The sequence below is a fragment of the Ectobacillus antri genome (assembly GCF_003852715.1).
Taxonomy (GTDB): Bacteria; Bacillota; Bacilli; order Bacillales; family Bacillaceae_G; genus Ectobacillus; species Ectobacillus antri.
Genome location: NZ_RIAV01000029.1, coordinates 1 through 21,957 on the forward strand (window position 1 = coordinate 1; position 21,957 = coordinate 21,957).

16 protein-coding genes and 2 riboswitches are annotated in these 21,957 nt (G+C 38.2%); of the genes, 1 reads left to right on the plus strand and 15 read right to left on the minus strand.

Translation table 11 applies throughout. The features are described from left to right. Positions 1 to 512: 512 nt before the first annotated feature. Positions 513 to 1,217, plus strand: coding sequence for a C39 family peptidase (locus tag EEJ45_RS16530; RefSeq protein WP_124565886.1), 705 nt, complete (start codon positions 513 to 515; stop codon positions 1,215 to 1,217). A gap of 31 nt (positions 1,218 to 1,248) precedes the next feature. On the opposite strand, the gene EEJ45_RS16535 is transcribed toward EEJ45_RS16530, so the two are convergent. The 15 genes from EEJ45_RS16535 to EEJ45_RS16605 all read right to left on the minus strand — a co-directional run bounded on the left by EEJ45_RS16535 (position 1,249) and on the right by EEJ45_RS16605 (position 21,279). Next, entirely contained in the window at positions 1,249 to 2,574 is a 1,326-nt protein-coding gene (locus EEJ45_RS16535; RefSeq protein ID WP_124565887.1) for an NCS2 family permease, read from the minus strand. A gap of 91 nt (positions 2,575 to 2,665) precedes the next feature. After that, positions 2,666 to 2,767, minus strand: a riboswitch (purine riboswitch). Positions 2,768 to 2,851: 84 nt separating this feature from the next. Continuing rightward, positions 2,852 to 4,396: a glutamine-hydrolyzing GMP synthase gene (guaA, locus tag EEJ45_RS16540; protein ID WP_380018283.1), complete on the minus strand. Its 1,545-nt coding sequence runs from the start codon at positions 4,394 to 4,396 to the stop codon at positions 2,852 to 2,854. Positions 4,397 to 4,533: 137 nt separating this feature from the next. Beyond that, positions 4,534 to 4,635, minus strand: a riboswitch (purine riboswitch). 479 nt (positions 4,636 to 5,114) lie between these two features. Next, positions 5,115 to 8,348 carry a cellobiose phosphorylase gene (locus EEJ45_RS16545; RefSeq protein ID WP_124565889.1) on the minus strand — a complete coding sequence of 1,078 codons (3,234 nt, stop codon included), beginning with the start codon at positions 8,346 to 8,348 and terminating at the stop codon, positions 5,115 to 5,117. 203 nt (positions 8,349 to 8,551) lie between these two features. Then, on the minus strand, positions 8,552 to 9,892 hold the full coding sequence (locus tag EEJ45_RS16550) for a glycoside hydrolase family 30 protein (protein WP_124565890.1): 1,341 nt from the start codon (positions 9,890 to 9,892) through the stop codon (positions 8,552 to 8,554). A 300-nt stretch (positions 9,893 to 10,192) separates the two neighbouring features. Further along, positions 10,193 to 11,527, minus strand: a complete 1,335-nt coding sequence (locus tag EEJ45_RS16555) for a GH1 family beta-glucosidase (RefSeq protein ID WP_124565891.1) — start codon at positions 11,525 to 11,527, stop codon at positions 10,193 to 10,195. Between the two features lie 14 nt (positions 11,528 to 11,541). Then, positions 11,542 to 12,372 carry a carbohydrate ABC transporter permease gene (locus tag EEJ45_RS16560; RefSeq protein ID WP_124565892.1) on the minus strand — a complete coding sequence of 277 codons (831 nt, stop codon included), beginning with the start codon at positions 12,370 to 12,372 and terminating at the stop codon, positions 11,542 to 11,544. A gap of 1 nt (position 12,373) precedes the next feature. Further along, positions 12,374 to 13,276 carry a carbohydrate ABC transporter permease gene (locus tag EEJ45_RS16565; RefSeq protein ID WP_124565901.1) on the minus strand — a complete coding sequence of 301 codons (903 nt, stop codon included), beginning with the start codon at positions 13,274 to 13,276 and terminating at the stop codon, positions 12,374 to 12,376. Between the two features lie 86 nt (positions 13,277 to 13,362). Further along, positions 13,363 to 14,694: an ABC transporter substrate-binding protein gene (locus tag EEJ45_RS16570; protein ID WP_124565893.1), complete on the minus strand. Its 1,332-nt coding sequence runs from the start codon at positions 14,692 to 14,694 to the stop codon at positions 13,363 to 13,365. Positions 14,695 to 14,927: 233 nt separating this feature from the next. Next, positions 14,928 to 15,935: a LacI family DNA-binding transcriptional regulator gene (locus EEJ45_RS16575; RefSeq protein ID WP_124565894.1), complete on the minus strand. Its 1,008-nt coding sequence runs from the start codon at positions 15,933 to 15,935 to the stop codon at positions 14,928 to 14,930. 98 nt (positions 15,936 to 16,033) lie between these two features. Beyond that, positions 16,034 to 16,819 (minus strand): carbohydrate binding domain-containing protein, encoded by a 786-nt coding sequence (locus tag EEJ45_RS16580; RefSeq protein ID WP_342769382.1) that lies wholly within the window; start codon positions 16,817 to 16,819, stop codon positions 16,034 to 16,036. Between the two features lie 233 nt (positions 16,820 to 17,052). Continuing rightward, positions 17,053 to 17,466, minus strand: a complete 414-nt coding sequence (locus EEJ45_RS16585; RefSeq protein ID WP_124565896.1) for a hypothetical protein — start codon at positions 17,464 to 17,466, stop codon at positions 17,053 to 17,055. Positions 17,467 to 17,545: 79 nt separating this feature from the next. Further along, positions 17,546 to 18,181, minus strand: a complete 636-nt coding sequence (locus EEJ45_RS16590) for an ABC transporter ATP-binding protein (protein WP_124565897.1) — start codon at positions 18,179 to 18,181, stop codon at positions 17,546 to 17,548. 4 nt (positions 18,182 to 18,185) lie between these two features. Beyond that, entirely contained in the window at positions 18,186 to 20,183 is a 1,998-nt protein-coding gene (locus EEJ45_RS16595) for a hypothetical protein (protein ID WP_124565898.1), read from the minus strand. 78 nt (positions 20,184 to 20,261) lie between these two features. Beyond that, positions 20,262 to 20,588: a hypothetical protein gene (locus EEJ45_RS16600; protein WP_124565899.1), complete on the minus strand. Its 327-nt coding sequence runs from the start codon at positions 20,586 to 20,588 to the stop codon at positions 20,262 to 20,264. 142 nt (positions 20,589 to 20,730) lie between these two features. Continuing rightward, positions 20,731 to 21,279: a GNAT family N-acetyltransferase gene (locus EEJ45_RS16605; protein ID WP_124565900.1), complete on the minus strand. Its 549-nt coding sequence runs from the start codon at positions 21,277 to 21,279 to the stop codon at positions 20,731 to 20,733. Positions 21,280 to 21,957: the final 678 nt, after the last annotated feature.

Consider the following 21,957-nt stretch of genomic DNA (forward strand, 5'->3'; position numbering starts at 1 on the left):
GTTCATCCTGAGCCAGGATCAAACTCTCCATAAAAGTGTTTGTCTAGCTAAAATAAATGTTGACGTTTTGTACTTCGTTCAGTTTTCAAAGAACTATGTATCGCTCATCAGCGACTTTCTTAATTTATCACTTCCGATTTTGTTTGTCAACAACTTCTTTTTAAGTTGTTTTTTAACTAATGTCCGAAGCGACAATGATTATAATACCCATTTTCGTAAAATAAGTCAACAATTATCTTTACTTTTTTTCAAGTTTGTTAAAGAAGGGGGGACTCTCCATCACTTCCCTTGCACAATACACAACAAAACGACAGACACTATATATACAAAGAGAAAAGCTAACAGGTGTTAGACGGGAGAGAAGAATAGGTCATACACAGCTACAAAAATGCCTCATAAAAGAACAAACGATACACATATAGCACTTGGTTCTTGTGCCCTTGTATTCTGTGGCTATTGCATTAAGGAAGCTTTTATAAAGAAAACGAAAGTGCATAGGAGGCATTCAATTCATGAAGTCTATTCTGTATGCATGTTTCATCTTTTTTGGATTTTCGTTTTCATCAGCCGCTGCCAAGCATACACAAACAGATGCAACTACTTTAGTTTCCGCACAGCGCTCTGTACTTCTGCAGGCACCGTTAATTTCACAAATGCCCGAATTGCCGCGTGGCTGTGAAGTGACTAGCTTAGCTATGCTTTTACAATACAAAGGTATTTCTGTTACAAAAATGCAGCTTGCAAAAGAAATAAGAAAAGATCCCACTCCGTATCAAAGACGAAATAATGTTGTCTATTTTGGCCATCCGAATTACGGTTTTGTTGGCAGCATGTATTCATTTAAGCAACCAGGCTTCGGTGTTTTCCATAAACCCGTCTATAATTTAGCTAACCGCTATTTATCTGGACAAGCCTTAGATCTTACCGGCTCCTCATTTGAGGTAATTAAAGAACATCTATCCCAGCAAAAGCCGGTATGGGTTATCAATACGAGCACCTTTGCTTCTGTACCACAGCGTTTTTGGCAAACATGGCAAACACCTCAAGGCACCGTTTCCATTACGTATAAAGAGCATAGCGTTCTTGTGACAGGTTACGATGAAACATACATTTACTTTAACGATCCGCTTGCCAATATAAAAAATCGAAAAGCACTCGCCTCTTCCTTTATTGCTGGATGGGAACAGTACGGTAGACAGGCTATCACATACAAATAAAGAGCACGGATTTTTTCCCGTGCTCTTATTATCATTCTTTTAAGAAGATGAAATACAATACAAAGATCACTGCCATACCATACATAATTGGATGAATTTCGCGGCCACGACCCTTCATTACCATTGTAATTGGGTAGAAAATAAACCCAACTGCAATCCCTGTCGCAATGCTATATGTTAATGGCATCGCAAGAACTGTGAAGAATGCCGGAACAGCTACCTCAAATTTCTTCCAATCAATTTCACTTAAAGAAGAAACCATTAAAATACCTACAATAATTAATGCCGGCGCTGTAACAGCCGGTGTTACAACCGCTAAAAGCGGCGAGAAGAACAATGCTAATAGGAAGAAACCTGCTGCTACTACTGCAGTAAAGCCTGAACGACCTCCTGCGGCTACACCAGCCGAAGACTCAATGTAAGCAGTAGTTGTAGATGTTCCTAGCACTGCTCCTACTGTAGTAGCAGCCGCATCTGCAAACATTGCTTTTCCTGCACGAGGAAGTTTGTTACCTTTCATTAAACCCGCTTGATTTGCAACCGCTACAAGCGTACCTGCTGTATCAAAGAAATCAATGAAGAAAAACGTTAAAATAACAACCAACATCTTTAATGTAAAGATATCGCCAATGTGCGTTAATGCCGCACCGAACGTTGGCGCAATACTTGGTACAGAACCAACTACTGCATCTGGTGTTTTAATTAAACCCGTTAACATACCGACAATTGCAGTCACGACCATTCCAAAGAATACCGCACCATTTAAGCCGCGTGTCATAAGAATAACAGTAATCACAACACCGAAAATTGCTAATAGTGTCGTACCTTTTGCTAAATCACCCAAACCAACTAATACTGCATCGTTATTAACAATGATGCCTGCATTTTGAAAGCCGATAAAAGCGATGAACAAACCAATACCTGCAGCTACGGCATGCTTTAATTCTACGGGAATTGCGTTAATTACTTTTTCACGAAGTCCTGTAGCCGTTAAAATAATAAATAAAATACCAGAAACAAAAGTACCTGCAATCGCTGTTTGCCACGGAATACCCATTGTTAAAATAACTGTATAGGAGAAAAATGCATTAATTCCCATTCCTGGTGCCAAGGCGATTGGATACCTTGCAAAAATCCCCATAATAAGAGAACCGATTGCCGCAGCTAAGGCTGTCGCTACAAACACAGCTCCTTGATCCATTCCTACTCCTTTTGGCAAATCAGGAACCGTACTTAAAGATAACGTAGCAGGATTTACAAATAAAATATACGCCATAGATAAAAATGTTGTTAAACCTGCGATAAACTCTTTACGATATGATGTACCGAGTTCATCAAACTGAAAATAACGCTTCATGCTGCTTCCTCCACCCTATGTGTTACCATCGCATCTACGACAAAGACGCCTCCACTGGACATGGAAGCGTCGAGAAAGCGCACATGATACACCGCACCAATCAACACCTCGTAGTCCAGCTATTTACGGCAGCTAGGTAGAAACTTTCGGGCCATATCCCCGATATTATACGATGGTTATTTGTTTTATTCATTTCTATGAGTTAATTTTACATAAGAATATATATAATGTCAATAAAAAACGAACGTTTTTTTATAAACGTTCGTTTTTGTTCGTCTTATTCCCACTCAATTGTTGCTGGTGGCTTACTTGTTACATCATACACAATACGGTTAACATGCTTTACTTCGTTTACAATACGAACAGAGATTTTCTCCAATACATCCCATGGAATGCGTGCCCAGTCCGCCGTCATACCATCAATAGAGGTAACTGCCCGAATTCCTACTGTGTAATCATACGTACGCTCATCACCCATAACGCCGACACTTCTCATGTCAGGAAGGGCTGTGAAGTATTGCCAAATCTCACGATCCAATCCTGCTTTTTTAATTTCTTCGCGAAGGATTGCATCTGATTCCCGAACAATCTCAAGTTTTTCTTCTGTTACTTCTCCGAGCACGCGAATTCCTAAACCAGGACCAGGGAACGGCTGACGCCATACGATTTCATCTGGAATACCGAGCTCCGTACCTAAAGCACGTACTTCATCTTTAAATAGAGTATTCAACGGCTCAATTAGCTTGAACTGCATATCTTCCGGCAATCCACCTACGTTATGATGCGATTTAATGGTTTGCGCCGTTAACGTTCCACTCTCAATAATATCCGTATATAGTGTTCCTTGCGCTAAGAACTCGATGCCCTCAAGCTTTTTTGCTTCATCATCAAATACGTAAATGAATTCATTACCAATGATTTTACGCTTTTGCTCCGGATCGCTCACACCTGCCAACTTACTTAAGAAGCGTTCTTTCGCATCCACTTTAATGACGTTCATATGGAAGCCTTCGCTAAATGTTTTCATTACACTTTCTGCTTCGCCTTTTCGAAGCAAACCATGGTCTACGAAAATACAAGTCAGCTGATCGCCGATTGCTTTGTGGATCAAAACAGCAACTACAGAAGAATCTACGCCACCGCTTAACGCGCACAGTACCTTTTTATCCCCAACTGTTTGACGGATCTTTTCAACCTCTACTTCAATAAAGTTTTCCATGTTCCAGCCTTCTGTACAGCCACATACGTTAAACACGAAGTTTTTCAACAAATCGTTACCGTATTCAGAGTGACGTACCTCCGGATGGAATTGAACGCCGTAGAACTTACGAGACTCATCGCTCATCCCTGCAATTGGGCAAGATTCACTTGTCACGTCTACAACAAAGCCTTCCGGCAGCTTTGTCACCAAGTCGCCGTGACTCATCCATACTACTTGCTCATTTGGTAAGCTGTTGTATAGTTTAGACTCGTTTTCTACTTGAATAACCGCTTTTCCGTACTCACGATGTTCCGCACGTTCTACCGTCCCGCCAAAATGATGCGTCATCAGCTGCATGCCGTAGCAAATACCAAATACCGGCAAACCTAGGTCAAAGATGGCTGGGTCGCAGTGGAATGCTTTGTCACCATACACACTGTTTGGACCACCGGAGAAGATGATACCCTTTGGATTCATTTTCTTAATTTCTTCCGCAGTAATTGTATGCGGGTGTAATTCGCTATATACACCAAACTCACGAATACGACGTGCAATCAGTTGGTTATATTGACTTCCAAAATCTAAAACAATAATAAAATCATGCTTTTTCAAATGAATCACCCCGTCATTAATGTCTGCAATCTCACTCGTATACTCTTTACATTGATACAATTGGAAAAAAAGTATACAAAAAAGCCGAAACTCCGCCCCAAATACAAAAAGGCAGAATTCCGGCTTATGAAGGACCGCACTTCACTAAGCAGAATCACTGCCTTCATAGTCAGGTTATTATCGGTAACCCGGTAGAGACTCTCAAACCATATTATTGAGGATATATGAAGGTGTTCGCTTTTACTTTTCCTTCTTGATTCTAACAACGAAAGCAGAGCATGGTCAAGAGTGAAACGACAAAATTCTACAGAAATAATTTTCCTGTCCCATACAATGGTGCTTCTACTTCCTACTTAAAGCATCTAACCATTATCAATGGGCAATATTTGGCCCGTTACAGACTTTTGTGTGATTTGAAACAAACTAGCATCTGCAATACCATTAACTTCCTCAATCTATTCAAATTCAGTTTCTAATCAAAAAAGAAAACGTCAGCCACACGCTCTTAGACAATTTATTTGTTTCTTACAAACTGAATAGTCGATTCGAATAAAGTGTCTGGTAAAATTTCTTTACGCTACCTACTCATAAGGTTTTTAGATATAGTAGAAGAAAGCCACCACTTCATCTTTAGTATACAAAGATGAAGCGGTGGCTCGACTTTTTCTATAAGCTCGTTTCAATTCAGAAGCTGTGTTAAAAAAACAGCTCCACTATCAATTACAGTTTATCCTAAAGTAACGTGAATCTCCGTCACTTCTCCATCTCGTACCGCGCGCGCTTCCTCTCCTTGCAAGGCGCGGCCTTCGACTACTTTTTCATTACCATTTTGATAAAACAACTGATACGACTGTACTTCTGCTTTATCTACACCGAACGTGTCCTTTTTGTTATGGTTATGATACGTTACCTTCGTTTTCCCTAAGAACGTAAAAGATACTTTTCCTTCGGCATCAAACAGCCATGCAGGTAATACAGGAGATAGCGTCATCGTTAACTGACCTTCCTGCACTTGAAATACCTTCTTGCCCATCATCATAATCTTCCACATACTTAAAAATTCTGCCGTAGAACCACTCAGCCTTGCAACAAAACCTCTACCGTGTGTAGCTGGGTCTGGATTACATGCGCTCGCAATAAACGATGAATTTTCAAGCGTGCTTCTTCCATAGGTGCTTGGGTCTAGAAACGGAATAAGAGCGTCTTGCATTTCATCAAAGTATTCTTCATGTAATTCTGCTTTTAAAAGCGCGAGTAAATATTTATATGTCATATGAAGAAAAACAGATTCCCTCTCAAGCCAGCCTGGTGTAAACGCCTTGATTCTCCCAATTTCATGTGATTCCTCTTCCAAGCTTACAGATGTTTTATACATTTTAATTTCTTTATCGTATAACTCAGTTTGTTTTATAGCTTGATATATATCCTTCGCCTTCTCTTTGTCCTTTAACGTTTTAAAGGCGCGCGCAGGACCTTCTAAAAAGTATGGAAGCGGCGTTGGCTCTTTAAATTTCTTGACAACAACCTTCGGCAAGCCGTAATGACTTAGAATTTCTTTGCCTGTACTGTCTGTGACTACTTCATATTCCTCTACTTCAAATGTAATATAGGTTGGATATAACCCATTTCCAAGCTGTTCGGCTTTCGCAATGCCGGTGTCAATTTTATGCAAAAACAGCTCATACATTTTGTATATTTTTTGTAAAGAAACGATGATCTCTTCTCCTTCTATTCCAAAGCGGATACTTTCACGGTAATCCTCTCGCAAGGACGCTACTTCATCCCAATAATGAAAATCGCTCAATTCTCCCCTGCTATTTTTCTCTAGTAGCTGATACACTCCTGTTAAAAGATGAGCGATTTCAACAGGAAGACGTACATCTTCTTCAAGATTGTCTGACATCACAGACAATAAGAATTGAACCATACGCTTCAATTCAAATGTTTCGCTCACGCCTGAGCCAAAAATACCAGGTAATCCGTTTAGCGCATCATTCCATCCCGGTTTATTTGCTTCCATTTCAACACCGATCCCCGCAGGGTCTAACGTGGCAAATTTGTTAAGCGATAGTGAGATGAGCTTCGCAAATAGATTTGTATAATAAACGTCACCATTTCCATGTGCTGTCTTCAGCCAATTCGTATCTTGAATATCAATCGCTTGACGGGCCATTTTTTCTTCATCTTCAACAACTGCCCCGTACTGTCTTACTTTCCCTTTTGAGAGCACATACTTTTCACTTCGCGGCTGAACCATTACTGGACTATCAAAGAATGTATAGGTCTTATCTTCAAATAGAAACTGGTGCATATGCTCCGGATAAACATCTAGGTAGCTTTCAATTAAATCCATATTATATGTCCAGTGGTCAATCCAATAACCTTCTCCAAAGCTAGCTTCAATATTTTGCTTGGATATTTGTAAAACATCTGTAAGAAAGACCTTCTCCTCTAGCTTATATGAAAGGTTGTTGTTTTCAATGAAATTGATAAGCTGCCCTGGCGTAAACTTTCCTTCTAACATTTGAACCAATTCATCTCGATGGGTCTGAAAATGCTTTTCTACTAGCGCGCTTATGCCACCTTTTTCTTCCTGTCTTACTTCAAATGAGCATCCCTTAACAGACAACGGATTATATCCATCTGCTTGAATTAAGCTCATAAACATCTTGGCATTAAAGCTGCCCACCTGCGGAGAAAAATAAATATCATTTCTTCTATTTTGATTCGCATCTCGGAAATTACCGTTTCCTTGTGAATAGTACTCAGGAGCAATAGTGAAAAAGTTGTAATCGCGCTCTAAGTCACCATGCTTTCTTGAAAATAAGTGATAGACAAATCCCTCTTTGCCATTTTCCAATATATACGGATAACCTCCGCGCAATACGTTATCAAGATAGCTTTGACGGCAATACTCATCAAAGAGTTCTGAAGATGTGGTTGTCTCAATCGCATTTGTAAGCTCTCTAACCAATGCTAAAGCAATCTGTTGCTTTTTCTCGATAAAATCTAAGCTCACTAATCTGTCTACCTGGGCCTGAATGATGTCTATTGATTTTACATGACCAATTATTGTGCAAATATTTATTGTTTCTTGCGCTTCTATCTGTTTTTGCACAGGCGTAAAGCCACACGGCACCTTGTTCGCTGTGATTTGTTTGGCCTGCTGCAACTGCTTTACATCACTAGTATAAAACGCCTCTGGGTGTTGAAGAGATGTGTCGCTTCCGAAAATTAGAGCTGCATCCACGATTGGCGAAACGAGTGCTTCTTCATCCGTAAATGATAGATAAAAGTGGCCACTTGTCACTTCACTTACTTCAGCTTCATCCCCAATACTAGCTCTTACTCGATAATAAGGGACGTGGTTTTCTAGATTATATACTTCCATCCAGCTTCTTAAAAGATTACCTACTTCTTTATACGCTTCATTCGTCACGCCGTACGGTAGAATTTCTGGCAATCCGTCTAATACTTCTACTTCAAGCGGCTCTTCATTTAAGTTGGTAATCGACACTTTACGAACTAAACCAGCAAAATTCTCTTCGGGCATATGAAAATATTGAACAAATACGCGTATACCATATTCTTCGTGAATCTCTTCAATACTTACTTGATTGGCCTCGATATACATTCTTCGCTTTATATGCGGTGCATCCTGAACAGGACGAAACGGCTCGTACATTGCACCGTCTTTTTTAAATTTAATAAATGTCCGAAACCCACTTGTAGCAACTGTCTTATACGCAATATTCGCAGGCGCGAACTCCATAATTGGAGAATGTTTATCTTTTACCCCAAAACTGCAAATGCCCTGACCGCGATTTACATAAAAGGTCCACATCGGAACGCCCTTTACGCCTGCTATGCCCGGTAAAAAACTCGAAAATGTGTTAGCTTGATCAAAATTTTCAATCACAAATCTTTTTTGTTGATCAAAGGAGTACTGTTTTACAGACATAGATCTGATTCACCTTTCCATACATCATTTTTATAGAAGGGTCGGCATACATATGTACCCGACCCGTGCTTTTCTTACGTTTTGGTTCTGTTAAAGTTCATTGTTAATTTCCATGACGGAAGTTCACTTTCCGCGGGCGTCAGGGAAGTTTTCCCGCCGGAGTCTGATCCAATCAACAAGTTTTAATTAGACTTTCATGCAGCCTACATTTTAAACGTATACGTTGCAATGGCATGCGCAGGAAGCTCTGTTTCACATACATGTTGTCCAAAGCCCATTGAAAAAGGAACAGTCTGATCGCCTTCATTCATGACCACGATTGCGATAGTCCCGTCTTCATTTCGAAAGGCTGTAGACTGTAACTGTTCATTATGATTTGTCAGCTTGATGCGAACGGCTCCTGGTCGAATAAATTTACTAAAGTGACCAATATAATAATACGAGCTATTGTAATGCAGCTCTTTCGTTTTTGTATCTGCGATAATGGGTGCATCACATAGGTTTCCGACGTGATTTGGACCACCTTCCTCATTTAGCACAATGTTCCAGTCCAAATATCCCTCTACCCAGTTATTTAAATCACCAATCATGTTTCTTCCGTAGCGTTCACCGGTAAACCATTCACCTAGCTTCACGCCGCCTTCTTGACAGCCCTCTGTAAACAATAGGTGCTTATCTGGAAAACGACGATGAACCTCTCCTACTTTATCAAACTCCTCGCTCACATACCAATGCAAGCCCGTGCCCCATACATATTTGGCAGCTTCTGGGTCTTCTAATACTGTCGAAGCTCTTTCAACGATAAGATCTCGGTTATGGTCCCAAATAATAATCTTCACATCCGCCAGGCCTGCTTCATGCATAATAGGACCCAAATGATTTTTAACAAAGTCTCGTTCTTCCTCTGCTGAATAAATGCAAGAATCCCACACTTGTACCGCGGCTGGTTCGTTTTGAACAGTAATTCCCCAAATATCTAAACCTTCCTCACGATAAGCCTTGATAAACTTTGTGTAATAAGTAGCCCAAGTATCTCGGTAATCCGGAAGAAGCTGGCCGCCATTGTTCATCTCTTGATTCGACTTCATCCAAGCAGGCGGACTCCATGGAGATGCTAATAAAGGAATGGTTCCACCCTTTACCTTCATGGCATCTTGTATAAGAGGAATTACCCATTGTCGATCTCTTGCAATATCAAAGCTCTTTAATTCAACATCGTTCTCTTCCACATATGTGTAATTTCCTAACGCAAAATCACAGCTATGAATTGCGACACGGCCAATGGTATAACCTAAGCCCTCATTGGGGTCAAAATACTTTTTCAACACTTCCTGTCTTTTTTCTGTTGGCATTTGTGAAAGTGTATATGCGGCAGCTTCCGTAAAAGCACCGCCAAAGCCGATAATTGTTTGATATGTTTCTGTATCAGTAATCTCAATATCTAATTTAGTAGCCGAAGCATTTGTAGTAAACGAAAGAGGCGCTTGTTTCGCCAAACGCTCTTCCGTATCTTTAGCTGTAAGTGTTACATCAATCTGTGACATATGCAATTTACACCCCTATTTATTCGCAGCATCAGAAAACAAATCCGAAAGCGGTTTCGATTCGTTAGAAAAATTTTTAGCAGAAAAACAATGTTCCTGCACTCGTTCCCACATATATCACACGAAAACAACCGCTCCTTCACATGCTCCATTTAGCACGCATCCCTACACATAAACAGCCATCACACGAAAACAGCTGTTCCACTCATCATACACATGGTCTCATCACGCCCGGGCATCTCTTAAGCGCTGACCGCCACTTCATATTACCCGTTCTTCTCTACCATCTAAAAAATATCTTTACACAGACCGACTCGCTATCACTTCCGCATACCGCTTAGCGCTATCCTTCAAATAGCGATTTTGCGTTTGGAAATCAACATATACAATACCGAAACGCTTCTCATAACCAAATGCCCATTCAAAATTATCTAATAGGGACCATAAATAATATCCTGCTATATTCATGCCTTCCTCATTTAGTTCAGCAACAGCTGTTAGATGCTTCTCCACATAATCTACGCGATTCTTATCATGCACTTGACCGTCTGCTTCCAATACATCATCAAAAGCGGCTCCGTTTTCGGTAATATAAATTGGAAGATGCGTATACTCCTTACGAAGTCGATGAATAAGCTCCTTAAATTCATTTGGAGAAATATCCCAACCCATACCTGACTTCGGATAATCAGAATACGCTGGCTTGAAAAGAAACTCTGACGCTGCAGAGAATTCCATTAAGGCACGGTTGTAAAAGTTGATGCCAAAAAAGTCCGTAGGTGTTGAGATGATATCTAAATCTCCATCTTGAATAAAATCATATGTGTGAACAAATTTAGAGAATAGGTTCATCATATCAATTGGATATTGACCTTTAAACAAAGGATCTAAAAACCATCTGTTTAAATAGCCATCAAAGTTATTTGCCGCTAAGTAATCATTGACATTTTCACCAGCAGCGTAAACAGGGGATAAATTCAGCGTAATACCAATGTCTTTTGTTCCACCAAACACATCTTTATAATATTGAACAGCTTTACCGTGTGACAATAAAATGTGATGAGCCGCTTTTAGCGCTTCCTCTAAGTTAGTGTGGCCCGGTGCGTGTACCCCTTGATGATATCCCAGCATCGCTGCGCACCAAGGTTCATTATGTGTAAGCCACTTTGCTACAGAAGCATCTAATTCTTCAAAGCACTTCTTGGCGAACTCCATAAACCATTCAACTGAATCACGGTTAACCCAACCTCCTTGGTCGTCCGCCCATTGTGGCATATCCCAATGATAAATCGTTACCAACGGCTGAATGTTCTCTTCTACTAATCGATTGACAAGCTTTTTATAAAAAGCCATACCTTCCGGATTATATTGCCCCTGCTGAGGAAAAATTCTTGGCCATGCAATGGAAAAACGGTAGGAATCTACACCGAGCGTTTTTAGAATCTCAATATCTTCCTCCATGCGATGATAATGATCACATGCAACATCTCCGGTATCTCCGCCATTTACCTTACCTGGTGTACGAGAAAACGTATCCCATATAGAAGGTGTTCTTCCGTCAACCGCTACAGCCCCCTCAATTTGATAAGAAGACGTTGCTGTCCCGAAGATAAAATCCTTTGAAAACTTCTTCATAATCTTACACCTCATCATCCTTTAATAGACCCTGCTGATATACTGCTAATAATGTATTTAGAGAAGAATAGGAACGCGACCATAATTGGAACAACAGATATAGCGATCCCCAAATACAAAGAACCTAAATTTTGCGCAACTTGAGAACCTTTTAAGAAGCCCATCAACACCGGTAACGTGTATTTCTCTGGAGAAAATAAAACAACAAGCGGCACAATGTAATTGTTCCATGATCCAATGAACGTAAAAATGGACATAGTCGCCACAGCCGGCATCATCATAGGCAACGCAATCGTATGGAAAATTTTCAGTTCCCCCGCTCCATCCATTCTTGCCGCTTCTAACAAAGAAGGATGAAGAGTAGTAGCTAAATATTGACGTAAAAAGAACACTACAAACGGACTTGCAATTGCGGGAACAATTAATGGGATATACGTATCTAACGTTCCTAATACTCTATTCAGCTCATAGAACCCGATTAGTCCCAATTGCCCTGGAACCATCATCATAATAAGCATGAAGAGGAACATATACTTCTTGCCTTTAAAGTTATACACCGCAAAACCGTAAGCCGTTAACGCAGAAAAGTAACCGCTTAAAATCGTAACTGCCACAGATACGATTAAACTGTTCTTAAATCCGTTCCATATGTTTGCATATTCAAGCATCGTCTTATAGTTTTCTATTAGGCTGCTCCCTGGTAAAAAACTAAATCCCATCAGGATATCGTTATTTCCGCGTGTAGCATTTACTAACATCATGTAAAACGGGACGACGCTAATAATAGCTAAAAGAATCAACAATGTATAAATAACTATTTTTGTAAGACTCTTTTTCGTTTTCATATTATTTACCCCCATTCTTCGTTGCTTTTACATCGCGGTACATCGATTTAAATGTAATAGCCGAGAATATGACAGTAATTAAGAATAGCGCATAAGCAACTGTTGATGCGTAACCGTAATTATTGTATCGGAATGCTTGATTGTACAAATATAAAACCATTGTGTTCAATGAACCTTCAGGCGCTCCAAGTCCGTCTGTCAACAACATCGGTAAATCAAATAATTGAAGACCACCGATTAATGATGTGATTAATACATACAATAAAATCGGCTTTAATAATGGAAGCGTAATACTTACAAATGTCTGCCAACGATTGGCTCCATCAATTAATGCTGCTTCATAATACTCTTTTGAAATTCCTGAAACACCGGCCATCAATACGATAAATGTATGCCCAAACCACATCCAAGTTAAAATCAATGATACAGATACTTGCGATGCTACAGGATCATTGAGCCAATTAATTGGTTCAGCTATCAATCCTAATTTCAACAAAATTTGATTAATAGAACCGTATTTCCAGTCGAGCATAACATTGAATAAAATTGCCACTGAACTAATGGTAATCAGATTTGGTAAATAAAATACTGCTCTAAAAAAACCTAGCCCTTTAATTCTAAAACGTAAATCAGAGAAGAGGGCTGCTAGTAACAGTGCAATACCCATCTGTAAAAAGAAGTTCAATCCCCATATTTTTAAGGTGTTCAAAAAGGCCTCAAAAAAAGCTGTATCAGAAAAGACACGGATATAGTTTTCCAACCCAATAAATTCAGGACTCCCGTATCCTTCATATTTGGTGAATGTGTAATAGAATGTTAGGAGAACCGGATAGATATTAAAGAGGAGGAAAACTAAAAAGAATGGCGCTACAAAGTAATATCCTTTGTAATTAATGTTTTTCATATTGAGCTCCTTCCTTTTTCTTACATAAAAGGGGACAGACTGAAATCGTTTATCTATCCCCATTTATTATTGTACTCTCTTATCAGTTACGGTGTTTTAATGTTTGGATAAGCATTCTTAACAGCTTTGTAGAAATCTTGCAACGCTTTCTCTTTCGTCTTCTTACCTTCTACATACTCCGTAACTTGTGCACCAAATAACGTATCAATTTCTTGATCGTATTTCGTAACCGCTTTCGCATCAATTTTTTCAGACTCATTCAAGAAGAATGTGTAGTTATTTTGTCCACCAAGGAACGGCTCGCTAAAATTATCTTTGATTTTAGAAGTTACTGGCGTGTAAGAAAGAACATCTCCCGTTTGTTTCGCCCACTTTGTTAAGAATTCTTCGTCATGCGTCATCATTTTTACAAATTCAAAAGCTAGATCTTTCTTTTTAGAATTTTTGTAAATTCCCAACCATGTACCGCCCCAGAAATATGGATTTGGTCCTGATGTTACAGCCCAATCACCTGCTGTTTTCTTGGCGTTAGCTTTAAGTACGCTGTGTAAACCCCATGTTGGCAAAGCATAAGCAAATACTTCTGTTTTGTCTTTCGTGTCCTTCTTTACTTCTTCCCAACCACCGTTATAAGCAACCGGACCATCCATCGCCGCAAACCATGATGGAGACCATTCAGGTGCAAACGCTGTGTAATCCTTATCGCGAAGAGTCTTTGCTTGATCAAAGTAATTTAATTTTGCTTCAGTCATGATAAGCTCATTTTTTTCATTTACCCACGGCTGAGAATCTGCACCTCTTGCAAACCAACGAATGGATCCTTCATCCGGGAATAAGCGATAGTTTTGCTGCTTTAACTTTTCACCTACAGCAAACAGCCCGTCCCAAGTGCTCATCATTTCGCCAACTTTTGCTGGATCGTCAGTGCCTAGCACTTGTTTTGCAATGCTGCGACGATAGAAAATACCTCCCGGCGTTGTTTGCCAAGAGACCGCTTTCACATTTCCTTTTGCATCTTTTCCTAAATTAAATACATAAGGTGTGTAATCTTTTTCCCATTCGTCTACGTTATACGGCTCTTTTGATAGGTTTTCCCAATAATCACGCTCTGTCCACTGTTTTAAGAAAGCAATCTCACCCGTGAATACATCCGGCGCACCTACACCACTTTCAAGCACTGGCTTTAGCTTTGTAGGATAGTCAGCAATTGGAACAATCGTTAACTCGACTTTTACACCATGCTTTTCTTCAAACGTTTTAATGGCATTCTCTTTTTTCAATTCATCTGTAAAAGACCAAACCTTTAACACTTTATCATCTTTATTTGCTTTATCGGATTTCGTTTCACTACCTGAACAACCAGCGAATAATCCTGCTGTTAATGTAAAAGTCGTCATAATACTAAGCAACTTTTTCATTACAATACCTCCATCCTTATTAAAAATATAAGTTGACATTTTATCTTACTCGAAAGCGGTTTCGTTTTTAGGTGAATAAAAAATATATACATTCCCATTCTATCTACCAAGTCACATAAAGCTCATAACTTAATCGAAACGAAAGCGGTTTCGTTTTCGAGAAAATAAAAGCTTGGTATATAAGCTTTTATTTGTATACCAAACTAATGGCTCCTGAAGAAAACCAGTTTGTCCTATAGCTTTCTACAGCTTTCTCGCACAATTAATTCAACTGGTATCTTAACTTGCTCAATCAACTTCTCTTTGGTATTAATCTGTTTCAGAAGCAATTCTGCTGCCTTTTGTCCAATCTCATGGGTATTTTGTCTAATTGTCGTCAGCTTTGGATTCATATAGCGAGCTAGCGCAATATCATCATAGCCTATCATAGAAAAATCCTTCGGCACATCGAACCCGTGGTCTCTAATAGCCTCAATTGCTCCTATTGCTAAGCTATCGCTTGCAGCGTAAATAGCTGTAGGAGGAGATTCTAGCGCTAATAGTTGCTTCATTGCAAGATATCCGCCTTCATGAGAGAAATAATCTCCATCAACCACATAATCCTCTACTACATCTAAAGACAAGGTTTTCATACTTTCTAAATAACCTTGTAAGCGTTGCTGTCCTGCAAATGTTTTTTCATGTCCCGCAATATGGGCAATTTTCGTGTGCCCCAATGAGTAAAGGTAGTCAACAGCCATTTTGCTTCCTAAACGATTATCAGAGAATACAACGCTAGATGTTTCACTACTTAAATCAATTACAACACTTGGGATAGGATCATTCATAAGCTCTTTTACTTGTTCATCATCTACATTTGAACAAACAACTACAACACCATCCACACCGCGGTAGCGAAAGTGATCTAAATAACTCTTTTTACTGTTGTACAAATTACGCGATACAATAAGCAGGTCATATTCATACATCTCTACATACTGCTTGAAACTCTCGATGACTTCATTGAAAAAAGGATGCTTAATCCCAATTCCAAGAGACTCAATGAAAATAACGCCGATTGTCCACGATTTCTTTGTTGTCAATGTTCTTGCCGAAGAGTTGGGAAAGTAATTCATTTCCTCAACAGCTTCTAGTATAAGTTTTTTCGTTTTCTCACTCACATCAGCATAATTATTTAAAGCCTTTGAAACTGTTGTGACAGAAAAACCTGTTTTTTTTGCAATATCATAAATCGTTACCAAAGGTGTTTCACCTCACCCCAAAATCGAAAGCGCTTTCGATTCTTATTATATGCCTAATTTATGATAGATGCAAACTCTTTTTTACATAAAATTTACGATTACTCACCCGTACGCTTTACCGCAAGAACCACATTATCAATCGTAATATCATGTGCTTCTGCCGTTTTCCCCAGAAGAAACTTAAGTGCGCCTGTGTCGTTCGCACCCATGATCCATTCAAAGCGATACGAATTCATTTCGTTTTGAAGAGAGACCTTTTGACTGAGATAACGATAGTAACCAGCATTCTCTACCGTAACTTCGATATCCCGTGCTACTGTAGAGCGCGCATCAAAAGACAATACATAGGTTACACCTTTCGTAAGTTTTATATTCCCCTGCTCCAACAAAATACTCCATGCTTCATTACCAGGATGCTGTATTTGCACCTGCAGCTCCTTATTTTGCGCAGAAAGAGTCGCCGCAGCATCATAATGAATATAAGAACCCCATGCGTCCATTCCCGCAGAAAAATCTCCATTCTTTAGTGGCTGCAAATCCACTTGGTCATAGTCAATGTACTCCGATGTGCGGATTAACCTTATATTATCTAGATACACATCCCCGCCTTGACCACCTAGTTTAAATAATAATTGGCTAAACTTATCGCTCATCTCTGTTGTCATCGTAAATTCCATCGAATGCGACTTCATTTCGTTTGTCAGGTCTACGACTGCATCTGTATAGCTTCTTACTCCATCCTGACCTACAAGTTCTACTTCTATCGCTCTATTTTTTGTCGAGCGCGCATCAAACGTTAATTTGTACGTGTTTCCCTTCAGCAACTGTATACCCGTCTGCTTTACTAGAAGAGAGGCATCGCTATCTGCACCAATCACCTGCAGTTCCCTTGTTTTTTAGAAATAGAAGAGAACACTATACGAAGCATCGATATAGAAGTTGTCTTTCACGAAGAAAACGCTGATTAAATCTTGCTTGTATCTCCATCCTTCTCCCCTCCTAAAAATAATTCCATTTTTTGTATTCGTATAACTTATAGTACATTAGAAAAATATATAACTATAAGTCTTTTTATGTTGAATTATCCAAATACTAAACAAAAAGGCTACTTCATCTTTCATGAAGTAGCCTTTTTGCTTCTTTTACCAGGTGTCCACCGCTCAATTACTACTGTAAGATTTTCTAGCTCCTGCAAATACTCGTAAATCTCCGCCGAAAAAACGCCGTCTGTTCCCTCCAAGGAAACATAGTCTCTAAACTCTTCAATGACAGACTCAATACCTTCGACTAACTCCTCTTTAACAGCTTGCAAGTTTCGCCCGGCGGCACTCATGAGCTTTTGTTCATACCTTCCTGTCCATTCCATATATTCAAACCGAACTGCATCATAATCATCTATATACGGATGATCCATATCGTTTGGAGAATCCTCAAACGCTTCATAACAGTCATCTGAACAAAAAAGAATTCCCTCATTATTCACACGCCGACCGAGCCTTGGCTTTTTCCGACATACCTTGCACATCTTCATGTTAAAACCCCCTAGTATATGTTTCTCATTCTCCATATACATAGGGATATAAAAAATTGCTACGGGGAGCGGTTATGTTTTATAGCTCTATCACCCTTTGACATTGCGATGCTATATAAGGATCATGCGTGACTATAATAATCGTTTTCCCCAACATATTTAATCTCTTTAATGCCTCTATGACAAAATCGCGATTTGTAGTATCCAACGAACCAGTCGGCTCATCTGCTAATATCAATGAGCTATCCTGTAACATAAGACGAACAAGAGCGACGCGCTGTTGCTCACCTCCGCTTAGTTGGTATACTTTCTTTTCTTTTAAGTTTAATATATTAAACTCTTTCAAATAATGCTCAATACGATTTTGTTTTTCCTGTTTTGTCATTCTTTTATATGTTAACGCTAATTTTAAGTTCCAAAATACAGTTTCTTCATCTACCAATCCATAGTTTTGAAATAAATAACCTATCTGTTCACGACGTAAAAGCATTGCCTGTTTAGAATTTATATGCGGATTAGAAGCACCACAAAGAAACATCTCTCCGCTATCTTTTTCTGATATTAACCCTATTATGTTTAATAACGTCGTTTTTCCTTTTCCACTTGCTCCAACTATCGCAACCATATCACCATGTGGAATTTCTAAAGAAACATCTTTTAATACACTCTGTTTTTTGAAAGATTTTGATACGTTATTTAATTTTACTATACACATAAAGTTAACCTCCCTTTATGATAGGTGAGATATTTTTTCTGACAATGGTGTAATATAGCGTAAAGTAAACGAATATATCCACCAACAATATGGAGGCATACATATAGCCGTTCATACGAAATAAGAAGAAAGGTATTGTCAATATCATCATGCAAAACGTTATAAATATATCTGAAACAAGACTTCTAAACAGATTAAATCCTAATGTATATTCAATCGCCATACGCTTTCTGTTCACCATGATTTCTATAAAGTTGGTTGCGTAAATGATAAACAATAATGTTGCGATAAAAATGATTGAAAACACAACTGATTGCATCATAACGAACTTATTATAAGAAATCTCAGTCAAAAAAGGTGTTAATAACGTAGCTGCATTAATAAGTTCATTTAGCTTATATTGATGTAACTTTTGAATAAATAGCTCTCGACTGTCTAACGCAAAAGACAACTGTTGGTTACTTAAGGCATTCAAATAATACAACCCAGAAAAATTTCCTATATCTAACATGATAATACTATCTTGAATGCTTTCTATCCCCTTCTTTTTCAGGGTGAAAAAAGAATGTGATAAACCATTTTCTATATAGACCACTTGAATATCTTGTATAATAGCTGCATTAGATACAGCAATACCTTCATATTGATCGTACTTTACTGCATCATTGTATAAATCAATATATAAGTTTTTAATTTCTTTCTCATATTGCGCATATTTCTTAGGAACAAAGATAATAGGTGTAGAATGAGATTGCGTAAGTATCTGCTCTGCACCCTGTAAATCTATAAACTTTTGAATATAATGTTCATTTAAAATAACATAATTATTATAAGAATTGAGATTAGCTTCAAATAGCTGTTTACTATGCGCAAAGTTAAGTACATTTACCTTTTCAAACAACAAATAGTTTTCTGTATCCATTTCATGATAAAACTGTTTCATCTCTTTGCTTATTTCTACTAGTTTTTCCTTGTGTGAAAAAATTTGATCATATTCATCTGAATTATAAGCATTTCCAGTATAATAACCATTTAGGTCTTTGTACTTTTCTATTTTCTCCAAGCTATTCTTATAAGTAAGATAATTATTTAACGTAAATGTTAACACGATTGTAATGGTAACAACGATCACCATCTTAATGCTCTTTAATATGTACACCAATTGCGTGGAGTATATTTTATTTTTAACCATTGTATGTATATCAATAAAACGAATCGTTATCGTAGTCACAAAGAGGAAAGCAATATTAATGAATATGATACAAAACATCCATGCTATCAAACCCAAGAAATAAGATGCTGAAATAGCTCCTTTAGCTGTGTAATACCCAATATGTAAGATGAAAACAGTTGCGATTCCTTTTCCCTGTATCACAAGAAACTCTTGTAAAGAGTCACTAATCATTCTCATAGGAGAATAACCCAATACTTTTTTGACGGCATTCGTCTTAATTCTTATAAAGGTATACATAAAAAGTACAAGTAGAGTTAAGAGGAATAATGCAATAAAATCAATACTATTTAGCTTGAAAGCTTCTCCATAGGAAATTTCTTGCGGCTTATAATTTTTAATAGAGATATTCAGACTTTTTTCAATCTTATCTAGCTGTTTCATAGATAGATTCGTGTAAAATATTCCCGTACTATCTATAAAATCTTCCTTTTCTAGTGTTTTATAAATAAATACTTTATCATCAGAAACAGATTTTATTTGTTTGCAATTATCAAGGTCAGAGTGATACACCTCATAAATGGTTGATGTATGATTGGATACAGGCGTTTTAATTAATTGTACCTCTATCTCATGAGCATACAAATAGTTCTGCTGTAGGTGCTCATAAAAATCCTTTAATATACCGCCATTTGCTTCTTCAATCTTATATCCACTTAAGTTTTCATCCACTAAGTGATTCAGTGAATAAATCGGATAAAGCGATTGACTAAAAATATATGAAAATAAAAAAAGCTGAATGATAAAGAATCCACTTAAAAATTTCTTCATTTTGTAAATCCTTTCTTTATAAAGAACACTTGTTTAGACTAGTTAGTTGATAAGTAAATGGATTTTATTTTTAGTGTCTTATCTTAGATAATAATCATAATAGGAGCGCTCATTGCTCCAAAAAGATCTGTAAGCTTCTGCATGAGCGTAATCATCTTGCCAGTCACTCGTAGTCTTATTAGACCCCACAGTAACTGTAGCTTTTACTTTATATTTCATATTATTAGTTGGTTTGCTATCAAAAATAGTTGAATAAACGATACTGCTTGTTTGTCCACCGTCATACTGTAACTCTCCATTAGCAACTGATAAAGCATACGCGCTGATAGAAAAACTGAATACTACTCCAACTGCACATACACTTGCAAATAATTTTCTAATCCCTCTACCACCATTACAAATCAACTAACCTGATTATATGATATTAAAGATTCAAAAAACCTTTTGTTAGAATTCAGATAATTAACACGTGTGATGTAAAATAATATTTTTCAACTAACCTTTGTTTAAAGAAGATCTCCTTTCTAGAGTAAACAGCTTCATCACTTTATTCAGCTACATATTCATACAAATTATATCCGTTATACCCTTCATCCTCACCTGCAAGTCCGTCTAATACTTTTACTAATTTCATTGGCAATGCTTCAATTACCTTGATAGAACCTATGTTATCAGGGTGAACCGTAGCAATAATTCTATCTAACCCAATTACATTAATACCATACTCAAAAACTGCTTTAGCCGCTTCCTTTGCGATTCCTTTTCCTTGGAATTTTTTCGCTAATGCATAATACAATTCTGTTTCTTCACGTAAAATATCATGAGGACCCAATCCTGCTACACCCACGAATTCTTCAGTCTTTTTTAATATAATCGCCAGGTTAAACTTTTCTATCTTATTAGGTGTATTTTGTTTGTTACATTCTTGAGACCATTTTATTAATCTATCAATATCTTCCATTGATCTGGGCGGGGTATCGGGCTGGTATTTAAAATGCTCTGGTTCTGTAGCCATACTAAATATAGCTTCAGCATCCTCCTGTATGTATGGTCTCAAAATAAGACGCTCTGTTTCAATTTTTGCATCAATAAACATAGTTATACCTCCGAACTATATATTGCAGTTACGCTGCTAGTATTTACCACTACCTCTTTTAGAGTAAGTAATGTATTATCTAAAATTTTCATTCCTTAAATATTTGTTAAAAAAGTCTACATCCCCCCTAAAATATACCATTAAAATTACTAAAAATATACATTTAATTGCAATCTTTACAACTAACTTCAAATCTTAGGATGATGAGGTATTTCAAGAACTCAAGTTAGCAAATGCCCTTCTTGATCGTATTTTACATCACCAACTGTAAACATGTCTGATCCTGAAAGAATATGAGTGGTTTTATACATAATCTAGTTGACATTTATAATGGGGCGGTGTCTTTTATATTTGTATGAATGTAAATTGCAGGGATTAACAATCTTGCGGGGCACCTGACCTCAGGTTTACGCCCTCTTGTGATCCACGAGGCCCTCTTGCGAGACACCTGACCTCAGGTTTTCTCTCGCTCGTGGTCCGCAAGACGCTCTTGCGGGACACCTGACCTCAGGTTTACGCCCTCTTGTGATCCACGAGGCCCTCTTGCGGGACACCTGATCTCAGGTTTTCTCTCGCTCGTGGTCCGCGAGACGCTCTTGCGGGACACCTCACCTCAGGTTTTCTCTCGCTCGTGGTCCGCGAGACGCTCTTGCGGGACACCTCACCTCAGGTTTTCTC